This is a genomic window from Chryseobacterium sp. HNCC26DJ240 (assembly GCF_057180485.1).
The window spans coordinates 81,444-93,882 of sequence record NZ_JBXUGK010000010.1 but is presented as its reverse complement, the minus strand read 5'-3'; the positions used below and the strand labels follow the sequence as shown (position 1 = coordinate 93,882).

The 12,439-nt window shown below is 34.6% G+C and carries 11 protein-coding genes; all 11 read right to left on the bottom strand.

The features are described 5' to 3' along the window. Positions 1 to 313: 313 nt before the first annotated feature. A complete protein-coding gene (locus AC2A1G_RS19165; protein ID WP_484048482.1) occupies positions 314 to 1,252 on the bottom strand; it encodes a glycosyltransferase family 2 protein in 939 nt (312 codons plus the stop codon). 4 nt (positions 1,253 to 1,256) lie between these two features. Beyond that, positions 1,257 to 2,474, bottom strand: coding sequence for a hypothetical protein (locus AC2A1G_RS19160; protein WP_484048481.1), 1,218 nt, complete (start codon positions 2,472 to 2,474; stop codon positions 1,257 to 1,259). 75 nt (positions 2,475 to 2,549) lie between these two features. Beyond that, positions 2,550 to 3,497 (bottom strand): glycosyltransferase family 2 protein, encoded by a 948-nt coding sequence (locus AC2A1G_RS19155; protein WP_484048480.1) that lies wholly within the window; start codon positions 3,495 to 3,497, stop codon positions 2,550 to 2,552. Then, positions 3,494 to 4,642, bottom strand: coding sequence for a glycosyltransferase (locus AC2A1G_RS19150; protein ID WP_484048479.1), 1,149 nt, complete (start codon positions 4,640 to 4,642; stop codon positions 3,494 to 3,496). The genes AC2A1G_RS19155 and AC2A1G_RS19150 overlap by 4 nt, the downstream gene beginning before the upstream one ends. Continuing rightward, on the bottom strand, positions 4,639 to 6,435 hold the full coding sequence (gene asnB, locus AC2A1G_RS19145; RefSeq protein ID WP_484048478.1) for an asparagine synthase (glutamine-hydrolyzing): 1,797 nt from the start codon (positions 6,433 to 6,435) through the stop codon (positions 4,639 to 4,641). The genes AC2A1G_RS19150 and asnB overlap by 4 nt, the downstream gene beginning before the upstream one ends. 39 nt (positions 6,436 to 6,474) lie before the next feature. Continuing rightward, complete coding sequence (locus AC2A1G_RS19140) at positions 6,475 to 7,596, bottom strand: acyltransferase family protein (RefSeq protein WP_484048477.1); 1,122 nt, start codon at positions 7,594 to 7,596, stop codon at positions 6,475 to 6,477. A 73-nt stretch (positions 7,597 to 7,669) separates the two neighbouring features. Continuing rightward, positions 7,670 to 8,632 (bottom strand): glycosyltransferase, encoded by a 963-nt coding sequence (locus AC2A1G_RS19135; RefSeq protein ID WP_484048476.1) that lies wholly within the window; start codon positions 8,630 to 8,632, stop codon positions 7,670 to 7,672. Positions 8,633 to 8,641: 9 nt separating this feature from the next. Next, the gene (locus tag AC2A1G_RS19130; RefSeq protein ID WP_484048475.1) at positions 8,642 to 9,430 is read right to left on the bottom strand and encodes a glycosyltransferase family 2 protein; all 789 of its coding nucleotides are present in this window, start codon (positions 9,428 to 9,430) and stop codon (positions 8,642 to 8,644) included. An 8-nt stretch (positions 9,431 to 9,438) separates the two neighbouring features. Beyond that, positions 9,439 to 10,593 carry a glycosyltransferase family protein gene (locus AC2A1G_RS19125; RefSeq protein WP_484048474.1) on the bottom strand — a complete coding sequence of 385 codons (1,155 nt, stop codon included), beginning with the start codon at positions 10,591 to 10,593 and terminating at the stop codon, positions 9,439 to 9,441. Between the two features lie 10 nt (positions 10,594 to 10,603). Continuing rightward, on the bottom strand, positions 10,604 to 11,545 hold the full coding sequence (locus AC2A1G_RS19120; RefSeq protein WP_484048473.1) for a glycosyltransferase family 2 protein: 942 nt from the start codon (positions 11,543 to 11,545) through the stop codon (positions 10,604 to 10,606). A gap of 1 nt (position 11,546) precedes the next feature. Next, positions 11,547 to 12,428: a glycosyltransferase gene (locus tag AC2A1G_RS19115; protein WP_484048472.1), complete on the bottom strand. Its 882-nt coding sequence runs from the start codon at positions 12,426 to 12,428 to the stop codon at positions 11,547 to 11,549. Between the last annotated feature and the right edge of the window lie 11 nt (positions 12,429 to 12,439).

Genomic DNA, 12,439 nt, shown 5'->3' with positions numbered 1-12,439 from the left:
CAGATTGACCGGAGCTCCACAAAATCAAAAGCCAGGTTTTGGCTTATTTTAAGTATAGGAATAAATCTGGGTTTCTTAGGTATTTTCAAATACTACAATTTTTTTATTGAAAGTTTTTCAGAATTATTATCAGGCTTTGGATTGTCTGGGAATGTCTGGTTGATAAGCATTGTTCTCCCTGTAGGGATTTCATTTTACACCTTTTGCGGCTTTCCAGAATTATATCTACACCGATGGAAATCATATGTACAAAGAATCTTCCAAAATATTTTCTGCACAGATAGCCGACTCAATTTTACAGGACAGGAAAGGTTTAAAATAAATCTCTTCTATAATGAATATTATACAATCCAGATCTCACCATTCTGTAATCAGTAAATAGATACTTCAGAATCAAAAGCCATTTTTTTGCTGTGGGAGAGTTAGCAATCTCGTAACTTTTATAGGTTCTGTTGATGTGTAATCTGTATTCTTCAGAGATATTCTCCTCTTTTTCAGCCCACTCTTTAAGTTTTCTCCAGTAAAGAATTTTTGTGGTAGAAGGTTTTGTCTTTTTGGTTTCAACCTGCGTAATTCTGTTGCTTTCGTGAATTCCCCTTATGGCTATTGCTTTATCATTGATTCCTGTGTAAAGTTGAAGATAGAATGCCAGCCTGATTGTAAATTCGGTATCCTGATGTAAGCGCAGTGATGGCTCAAACAATTTGTCCATTTTTTCAAGTGCAGATTTTCTAATGGTCAAAGTATCAAGATGTATCAGTCCGAAACTTCCCCGTAAATTCATTTGTCCCGGGCAAACATCTTTTGGGTCAGCCTTTTTGTAAACCGTATCGAGTTTATCCTGATAAATGTGATAATATTGTTTCTTTGCTTTTTCGGTATAATAATGAACGCCTAATGCACCGTAAACGCCTTCCACTTCAGAGTTTCTAAACAGTTCTTTTTCAGCATCAAACCGATTGGGCAGATAGTAATCATCAGCATCTAAAAAAGCAATAAAATCACCAGTGGCTTTTTCTATTCCTAAATTTCTGCTCGCACCTGCACCGTGATTGGCTTTGTCCGGATGTTGGAACAGTTTCACTCTGTCGTATTTCTGTTCCAGTTTTTCGCAAACCTCCAAAGCGTTATCTGGTGATTGATCTTCAACCACAATAACTTCAAAAACCTCATCAAACTCAAGCGCAGATTCTATGGCTTGTGTAATGTACTTTTCAGCGTTGTAAACGGGTATAACAACAGAGATTTTCATAATTTTAAATAATAATTTTAAAGATAGAACTTAATTTTAAAATGATCTGATAAATGAATGTAGAATTGAGATAAGTCTGCGAATCCATCACAAAACCAGGAATTGCCAAGGTAAAAAGGAGAATCAGTAAGCCTGATTTTTCTGTAGTGAAAACAGAAGAATTCAGGAAAAAAGAATCTTTGATTTTCAATGAATTATTAATCAGATTAATCCATTGGTCAGAAATGAAAAGATAAGCTGCAATAGAAGTTGAAGACCAGAAAAAGATCCATCTTCCATAATCACAACCTAAAATAATAAGTGGGACAATGGTACAAAACTGAAGTAATGCAATGATAAACAGAAATTTTCTCTGCTTTAAAAGATCTTTATTTTTATTCTGGAATGCAGCTAAATTCACGATCAGATAAAATACACAGACAACAATAATCAGCCAGATCAACGGAGGAAATAAAAATCCGTTTTCGGTAAAAGCTTTACCCTGAGCAAAGGCAATTCTGATATTAAATTCCAAACTCCAGGATAGAGAAGTAACAGAATTTTCAACTGATTTGTCTCTGATATTCCAGGAATCTAAAATTGCATTGGAAACTTCATGGTTTCCTTTAAAAAAACAGACCGTAAAAAAGACTACAACAGGAAGTAAGAAATAAAGATAATTACCAAATTTTTTATTCGAAACTTTTCCTTTAATGATAGTTAAAAACAGCAGAACAGGAAAAGTGATAAAAAACAGAGATTCATGAATTAAAATTCCGATTGAAAAAATAAGACTTGAAATCCACTGAAAATATTTCTTTTCCAAGATGAATGTTTTCAGTGAAAGGACGAAAAAAAGCACAATTAAAATATCTTTTCTCACCCAGTTTCCGGAAAAAACAGGAGACGCCAAAAGCAGAACAGAAACACTGATGAAAATTGGAATATTCTTTTTTAAACTACCTTTAATGAAAAAAATCAGATATAATATTAAACATAAAAGACAAATAAAAATGACAATTGAATAAGGTTGAAAATGAAAGAAATCACTCAAAAAATAAATAATCTGACCTAAAAAACCACGTCGCACAAAACCACCTTCATAGTTAATGAGAAGCTCGGTAATATTCCAGCTGTCAAAACGAAAACCTTCGGTCAAATCTTCTGCAATCTTCCAAATAATAATGATTAGCTGAATGAAGAACAGGGTTTTAAAAAGCTTGTCTGATTTTAAAAATTTCATTTGTAATTAAGTTATTAAATCTTAATATTCTCTGAAATGTAAACTGCAAATAATGTTCTTCTTAAAATCTGTAGGTTACTGAGCTTCATTGTTTTTTAAATAAGTAAATCGATATCTGGTTTTTAATATTTCCGGTGTTTTTAAAATGGTCAAAAACAGATCTGCAAATTTTTCCAGACCGCTTTTACGTGAAAGGTCAAAAGATTTATACTGTAAGAGTATTCTTTTTCTGAATTTCGCACTTATTTTTTTCTCTTTTGACCATTGATAAAGAGAATTCCAAAGAAGAAACTGTCGCTCGTTATATTGTTTGGAATATAGTTTTATTTTCGTAATCCTGTTATCGTCATGTACACCTCTCACAGCGATGGCTTTGTCAATAACTCCGGTTTTAAGATGACAGTGATAGGCAAGTTTTGTTATGAAATCAGAATCCTGATGTACCCTCAGGTCTTTATTAAAAAAAATGTTTTTGGAAAGCAATGAAGAACGTTTTACCGTCAAAGTATTCAAATGGAAAAAAGTACCGAATGTTTTTGCTGTAAAACCGAGAAGTCCTTCAAAAACTTCTTTTCCTTCGGCCTGATATTGAACTGTCGTTAATCCTATGTTTTTAAATTTTTCTTCAAATTCAGCTTTGCCTTTTTCAGTAATAAATTCAATTCCTAAAGCTCCAAAAACGCCTTCAATGTTTTCATTTTTAAATATTTCCTTTTCTGCATCAAATCTGTTTGAAAGATAGTAATCATCAGAATCTAAAAATGCAATAAATTCAGCAGTCGCCTTTCTGATTCCTAAATTTCTGGTTTCTGCAGCTCCGTGATTTCCTTTGTCTGAGTGCTGATAAAGTTTTACACGGGAATCTTTTTTTAAAAGATTCAGACAAATCTGCAATGAGTTATCTGTAGAGCAATCATCAATTAAAAGTATTTCTTTTACCTCATCAAAAAATAAAGCAGAATCTACCGCTTTCTCCAAAAAAGCTTCTGCATTGTAAACAGGGATGATTACTGAAATATTCATGCTCTTGTATAAATTTCTCTTAGTTTTTTTGAAAACATCTCCGGGTTGTGCTCATTGGCAATACGTTCTGTACTTTTTTTAGATTTTTGTGCAAGCTGATCCGGATTTTGAAAAATATTAATCAGGATGCTTTCCAGTTGTCCGGTAATAGAAGATTTTAAATGGCTTACCTGTTCTTCTGTAAAATATAAAGCCTGTTTCAAATGGTTTTGCGGAAGATGAATCAACCAGCCGCATTCATTATTATTAATTTCCGGCAGAGCCCGTATGTCGGTTGTAATTACAGGTACTCCGGCTGCCTGCATTTCAAGCACAGAAAAACCATAAGTGTCAGACCATGTTGGGAGTATTCCCACGTGAGAATTTTTTATCAGATTTAATACCTCATCATTTGGAATATCTTGATAAAGGTTCACCCAATCTTCTTTTTTGATCAATTGTTTAATGTCGGCAATCTGCTCTTCCGTTACCTTTGTTACGTAATGATCTCTTTTGAATGATGTGATAATGGTTAATTTGAAATTAAATCTTTGATGAAGATTTTTAAAAGTTTCAAACATTTCTGCTCCTCCTTTTCTATGAAATTCATTGCCTACAAAAATAAAATGAAGAGTCTTATTTTTTTTATAAAATTCTTCACTGTTTCTTTCAATAATTTCCTGTGGTGGGTGCAGAACAAAAGTTTTATCTGTTACGCATTTTGCAAACTTGGGATAGTTCTTCAGCAGGTTTTGCATGATGGCAAGATTACAGTCTGAAATTGAAATGATCCCGAGACAGTTTTTTTTGCAGATTTGTGCCAGTGCTTTCTGTGTCTTCTTATTTTTATTATGGTGCGGTTCTGTATGTTGATGATCATTCTTGGTTTCTGCAAATCTGGGAACCAGGGTTTCAAAAGTAGTCACCCATTTTTGCCCTGAATAGTTGATATCATTAAAAAGATGCAGAATGTCAATCTTCGGTTTTTGATAAAAAAAATATTGCCCCTCATGATTCATCTTTTTCTTCACAACAATATTTTTTACCGTTGAAAGTGTATGAAATAAATTGTTATTTTTTCTAAGCAGTACATACTTTCCGCCTTCAATTTTATTGAGAATGTTCCTTATAACGGGATAATCTGATGCTGTTATTCCTATCTTCATATGTTTGTGTTGTTTTTAAACCACAACGCTAAAATGAGTAAACTCCAGTGTTGAGAGTCGTGATTAAGTTTTTTCTGAACCTCATCATAATTAAGATAACTAAAGATTGCACTGTTTCTGTTATTCAAAAGTTCTTTTGAAAGGTCGCAAAGTTCTTCCTCCTTAAACCATTCACTTACCCAGGCGCCAAAACCATTTTTTCCTCGCTTCGCAATTTCTTCTGTCCACATTTGGGAATAGGCTTTTCTTAAGATGATTTTATCTTCGCTTTTATTCACCTTATATTGCCATGGAAGGCTAATACAGAATTCTGCAAAATCGATATCCAAAAACGGAATTCTTACCTCCACAGAATTATGCATCGAAGTTCTGTCGCCTTTCAGCAGCATGTTTCCGGGAACATATTTTTCGAGGTCGATTTTCATCAGATCATTAAAATCTTTTCCGTTTGGTTCAAAACTGAAATCCTGACCGGGAATTTCCTCAGAGAGTCCCAAATTTTTTATTTCGGATGAGGTGAAGTAATTTCTTACTTTATTCTGATGATAATCAACGGTATCACTGTATTGAGCACGGTGAAGTCTTTCAGAACCTATATTTCTGAATCTATTGGCCAAAAGGAACATTTTCGAAAGATAATTGGGATAAAATCCTTTCTGAGAGATATCGATGTTGTATTTGTAAAAAGAATATCCACCAAATAATTCATCGCCCACATCGCCGGAAAGAACCACTTTCAGATTTTTTGAGGCTTCTTTAAAAATAAGATGGGTGGGAAGTAATGAAGAATCCATCAGGGGTTCATCCATGTAAGAATAGACTTCCTGAAGGGTTTCGGATATTTTTTGTTTTTTATCTAAAAGAATGTGATGATCGGTTTGGTATTTATCTGCAATCGCTTTCGCATAAGGCATTTCGTTTAAATCACCATTTTCATATCCGTAGACCAGAGTTTTTAGATTTTTTTTATATTTTGATGCAACCGCCACAATAGTGCTGGAATCTAAACCGCCCGAAAGAAATGAACCAACCGGAACATCGGCAACAAGTTGTTTCTTTACCGCATTATCCAGCAAATATCTGAATTTCTCAATACTTTCATCCAGACTCAACGTTGAAGTTTCAGTCGGAATTGTCCAGTAAGGCTTTGTTTCAATCTTCCCATTTTTCAGAATTAAAGTATGGGCTGGTTTCAGATTAAAAATATTTTTATAAATGGTTTTATGCGGATGAATGTATCCGTTTTTGAGGTAGTAAGCAAGCTGAGCTTTGTCGATTTCTGGCTCTACCAATCCTGATGCAATGATCTGCTTAATTTCTGATGCAAAAATAAATTCTCCGTTTTTTCCTGTTGCGTAATAAAATGGCTTTTCACCAAACCGGTCTCTTGCGCAGAAAAGTTCCTGTTTTTTTTCGTCCCAGATTGCGAAAGCAAACATTCCCGGAAGTTCTTGAATAAGCTTTTCCTGCTTTTTCTGGTACATAGCGAGAATCACTTCTGTATCGGAACCGCCTTTGTAAGGATAATCAGAATATTGAGATTTTATTTCGAGATAGCCATAAATTTCACCATTCAGAACAATGCATTCGTTTTTTGTGGACGAAAACATGGGCTGTTTTCCGTTTTCAGAGAGATCAATAATCGAAAGTCTGCGGTGCCCCAATGCAGCGTGGTCGAAAAACTCGTGGTCTGCAGAATCGGGACCGCGATAGGTGATGACATCGGTCATTCTGCCAATTTCTTCAGTGTAATTTCGGGCGTTGGGTGAGATGATTCCGGCTATTCCGCACATAATTTTACGAATTTAAGTATTTAAAAATTATTTCATTAATCACTTGAGCTTTATTTTATCCCTCAGTTTCATCGTGGGTATTTCAAAATATTTGTAAATCAGCAACGCTCCAATCAGCGATGTTGACCAGTAGAAAGCATTTTTGATAACTACCGACGAAACAGAACCGTCAAAACAATCAGCCAAAATGACATCAATGAAGAGTTTCTTGATCAGAGAATAGTGAATCAGATATAATGAGTATGAGATTAAACTGATGTATGTTACAGCATGAGTCAAAGTGTTATTTTTTTTCACTCTGTAACTGCTCATAAAAGGTAACATCAAAAAAATTGAAGTACAGAGTAGAGGATAGTAAATATTCGAATAGTAAAAACTCTGGATGGAATATTGTTCCGAATAAAACTTCCATATCAATATTAAAATCATTCCCAAAATCAATGACGCTTTTCTGTATTGAGTCCAAAAGTTGAGGTAATAATAACTGATATACGCTCCGATAACACCATACATTAAATTATCCATTCTCATGATGACCACTCTTCGGTAATCTCCCATTTCATGAAGCTCACCGTTGGTAAACATGTAAAGGCGGAGAAACGTCGAGAACAAAAGCATAGACACCGACAGAATAATCAGAGATTTTTTTAACTTGATTTTAAACAGGTTAACGAAAACAAACAGCAGTAAAGGAATACTGATGTAAAACCATTCTTCGACACTTAAACTCCATGACTCACCAAAAAAAGAGTCATTACTTTTTACAAGATTCTGGCAGAAAATAAGAACAGGAAGAATTGCCCTCAGCGGAAATCCTTCGATAAAAATCTTACTCAAGACAGCTAATATAAAGACAAAGAAATAGTAATTAGGTAGGGTTCTGAACCATCTTCTGATCCAAAAGATAAAAAGCTCTGACCTTCCAAAACCTTTTTTTTCAACTGATGTTATGAGAATATGCCCTATTAAAAATCCGCTCAACACAAAAAATATACATACTCCATCAAAGTAGAAGAGATTGATAAATTGGTAAAATTCAAGAGGAAGAATGGATGCACTGTGGCTGAAAACGACAAAAAGAACAGCAAGCATTCTCAGCAGGTCTAATCCAAAAATTCTGCGGTCATCGATATCTAGTTTAAAGAAATTTATTACCTTCATTATAATAGTGGCGAAAGTCAAAAGATGGCGTTATTGAAAATTGTTAAGTCTCTGGTTTGGCGAATTACAGCAATCAGTCAATAAATACATTTTTAAAACAATCCATCACTGGATTTGGCAGAAACTTTTCGTACAGTTTTTTCGCAGATAGATTTAGGTCTGCATCCAAAATGATGTCGCGAAGATCTTTTTTATCCTGATAATAATATGCCTGATTTTCCAGTTGCTTAATGTGTGCTTTTTCCGGAGAATCTGCAAAAGTGATCACCGGTTTTCCTTTTACGGCAAATTCTGCCACTGTAATTCCAAAAGTTTCACCTCTCTCTCTGGCATGCAAAAGAGCCATGCAGGTATTGATGAATTTTTGTTTGTAAACCACATCAGAGCTTGGTGGCAGGAAGATGATATTGGGTTTTGCAGATTTCCACCATTTTTCTTTGATAAAAGAATCTACGCCCATAAAGATAAAATAGATGTCTTTGTATTTGGAGGCAATTTTTTCTACCGTTTCCTGCACAAATTTTATATTGAAGCTTTGGCCTCCTCCATGATAGCCGAAGACCTTTGCGTTTTTAGGGATGTTCAGCTCTGCTCTCAGGTCGTCATGAACTTCATTTTCAAAGTTAACCATATGCGGAACGAATGGAGCTTTACCTTGTGACATTTCCTCGCTGAGCCATTCTGAAACGTAGGCATATACATCTCCGTGGGGTTTGTAGAATTTAAAAATATTGTGAATACAGGATTTACATTCTTTTGTATCTACAATATCCGGATCACCGTTTTTGATGGCGTAAAAAAGATCAATATTGTTCTTTTGGATAAAAGAATTTACTTCAGAGAAATCTTCGTAGGCTATCACTTCAAATCTTCTAGTAAACTTGTCAATTCCCAATTGATGGTTGGTTTCCAATGTTTTGTTGTACATGATTATAGATTCATTACCGAGATATTTTTCGTTAAAATCTGCATAGTCGTACAGCGCCATAGAAGTACCGCGGTAATTGAGCTCGTTTTCGTGGAAAAGAATTTTCATTTGATGCTTTTATTTGAAGAGGGTTTTTAATCTTTTTACAATTTTAGTGAAAATATTCTTTTTGGGATATTTTTTCAGGTCGTTATGGGTGAAAAGACCTTCTCCCTGAGCTATTTTAAAGTTTTGCTTTACCCACCATGAGGCGATGTTTCTTTCAAAGGAAACAGATTCTCCGGCAAAGGGCAGAATAGTTTCCAGTAAGAATTTTTTATTAATCAAAAACGGATTATTCGTCCAGTTGGCCCATCGGGAAGTCGTTACAAACTCATCGCCGTCTTTTTGGATTTTATCAGGAAACCTCTCTGCGGGATCCAGCCAATGAAGCGATTCCAGAAGGTGGGGAGATGTACACTCATGCCAGTCGTCATAATAATCGAGCTCGTTGCCTTTGTGATCCATTGAAAATAACGGGTGCCCGGGAGTTTTCCGGCTCCGGAAACGTACTACATCATAACCGTTATGAATCTTTTGCAGACCACTGTTGATTCGGTTGTAAGTAGTTGATTTTGTTTCAATAAGCTCCCAATCGTTTTCCAAAAAAAGAATCTGGTCAAATGAAGCATTTTCAGCAAGCAGTTTTATGCCATTGCCAATTCCTACGTTTTCCTCCAGACCAATATATTTTACTTTAAACCTTTCAGCAATAGCTTTATCAGTGTCTGACACATTTTGAAAAAGAATCACAATATCTTCAGACAAGTCTAAAAGACCATTCTTTTGGTAAGATTTCAAAGTGTTGATTAAAGTTTTTGTATTGTCCCACGAAAGGATTCCGATACTTATTGGCAGTTTGTTCATTTAACTATCTAATTTCTGTTTTGAACATTCTCCATCAGGTCAACTACTTTTTTAGTGTAATTTTCCCAAGTCTGATCTTTTACTAAGTCGTGCGCTCTCATACATAATTTTGTATAGCTTTCTTCATCCATGATAAGAATGCTGCGGATGCTCTCCACAATGGTTGGGATGTCAGTATTCTGAAGATAGACGCCAAAGTCATTTTCTTCTCCGTAATCCAAAGCAAACGCATCATAAGGTTTTATGATAATGGGTGTATAGTAAAACATGCACTCAATAGTACTGGAGTATGCAGCCCAAATCTCCGAAGGATTGACCAAAATTTTGGTATTGATAAGCAAGTCGTAATATTGTTTATTTTGCTCGGGGACGCCCTTGTCTAGATAATCATGACATATAATATTGCGATCACTCTCTTCCAGCAAGAGCCTGTGTTCCGGAAGATTAATAAAATTGAGCCTCAGTTCGGGAAATTCTTTCTGTAAAATTCTAAATGCCTGTACTAATTTTCTTGCACCTAATAAATATTTTGCTGACCCAATGAGAAGTAGGTCAAATGATTTGTTTTTACGGGCTAAAATCTCTTGTGGGCTAGGTTTATTAAAATTGATATCGTTTACCACATTAGTGTCCAGATGAGACACTTGTTTGCCATGGCGCTCTGTTATTAATTTTTGGGCATCCCGAAAAAGAGATATCACTATTTCAGATTTATTAAAAGCTAAGTTTTGGTATCCGATAAACCATTTTTCAAAGAAATAAGGTTTTCTATTTAGTCTATCCAAGATAATCATATCATAACTCCAGTCGTGCAGAATTAAAGACGGTACTTTGTTGAATTTATTATAAAAATCGAAGCTTAAGAAAATTACGAAATAAAGATCCGGATGACTTTTGATTGCTTTTTTAATTTTCTTATAAGCTATTCTTCTCGATAAAGGCGTTTTTATGAAACTGTATTGTTGCGTAGGGAAAAACCGGGACAGAATTCTACCCGGATACTTGTCCCATAAGGCTTCATATTTTCCGTTAGGAGAAATGTCGAGTCGTAAAATTTCAAAACCTTGATCAATCAGGTTTTCAGAAAAAAGAAACGGAACATTAGACCAAGCCTTAGGAGATGAAGAATCTCCGTAGCACACGAAAAGAATTTTTTTGCTCATTTAGTTTTATTTAAATATTTAAAAAAGGATGGGGAGCATGTAAAATTTTCTGCCTATGCTCATGTATTTCCTGTAGCTGGGGTAGAAAATAACCCATCATTTCACGCTGTTCAATACGTTCTTTGGTATAGCCTTTTATAAAAAATTTGTAATAATCCCTGATGAGTTTCTTTTTTTCCCGTTTCTGATCAAAAACTAGAGCAGGATTCATAAACTGTGCTTGTTTTTGCAATCGTAAAGAAAGCCATTTTTCTTTATAAGCTTCATCTGCATTTTTACTTTTATAGCTTTGTATTGTATCGTGAACGACACGGCTATTTGGGCAAAGTATAATTTTTTTCTTGCGAAATAATACGCGGTTTACATAATCATAATCTTCACCGTAGTGGAAATAAAAAGGATTAAAGCCTCCGACTTCTTCTACAGTTGATTTTGGAAGAAACCAGTGTGCAGCATTCACAAAATCGATTTCGTACCAAAGACTTTGTTGGTCAAAATAAAGATCAGAAAGCAGTCTGTTGGTTTTTGCGTATTTTCCCAGATAGTTTTCAAAATGGAAATCCAGTTTCTTTTCGCTTCCATCCAGATGCATAGGGCTTAAGATACCAATTTCTTCTTTGTTTGGGTAGCTGTTGTAAACATCGAGTAATTTTTGAATAGAGTCTTCATAAATCCATGCATCCTGATTCATGAGATAAAAAAAATCTGCACCTTGCTTATAAGCTTTTTCTATTCCGATATTGTTGGCCTTTCCAAAGCCTAAATTTTCAGAAGATTGTGTAAAATCTACTTCCGGAAAATTATTTTTTATATAGTCCTGAGTGCCATCGGTAGAACCGTTATCCACCACAATTGGATGTACGGGTACAGAAGATTTCTGCAGACTGCTGAAACATCTTTCTGCCCATTTCATGGCATTGTAGGTGACGATGATGATGTATATTCTAGACATTTTATTCTTGTGATTTTATAATGGGAAATTTAGCTGCGTAGTATTTTTGGTATCTAAAATACCGCAGATACATTTTTGCTATTTGAGGATAATAGCGATATTCAATTTTTTGGATAGGTATAAATGGCAATGTTTTTAGCATGTTGAGAACTGTAATTCCGTTAAACCTGAAATAGGAAAAAACAAAATTTTCAAAGCGTTCAAACTCTAAAGCCTTATCAATGCTTTTCTGAAATTGATAGCCTTGTTTTTTTCTCACTTGTATATTATCATGAAAACATTTTTTGTCTGCTCCACCTAAAGAGAAATGTTCTAACAGAATATCATTTATTACATAGTTATCATATTTTTTTGCTACACCTAAACTGATATCCAAATCGTATCCATGAAATCCTTTTAGATTCTCATCAAATAAAAATTGTTGAAATACCTTTTTTTTAATCCCCATAAATAAACCATCAACTCCATACACCTGTTGTTTTCTTTTTTGGGTATAGTTTAGCAATTCTGCCTGGCTGCCATCTTTATTATTTTGTATGAGATACATAAATTGATACTTCGGATTTTTTACAAACCAGCCACAAGGTATTTGGGGAACATAATTTGAACCGGCAAGTCCTACTATTCCCGTATCTTGGTTGCTGAGGTGGTCAATAAGTATTTCTCCCCAATTATTTGTATGGAATAAAATATCTTCATGCAGAAATAAATAGTAATCATACCGGGCTTTTTTTGCACCCATATTGTAAGCTTTACTAATTCCCATGATGCCGGGATTCTTAATCTGTATAATTTCATATTCAACACCACAGGTCTTCTCAATGTTTTTTACCAAAGCATTGTAAAAGTGATCCTGATATGAAGAAATAATAATAGATAACATTTTTTCTGCAG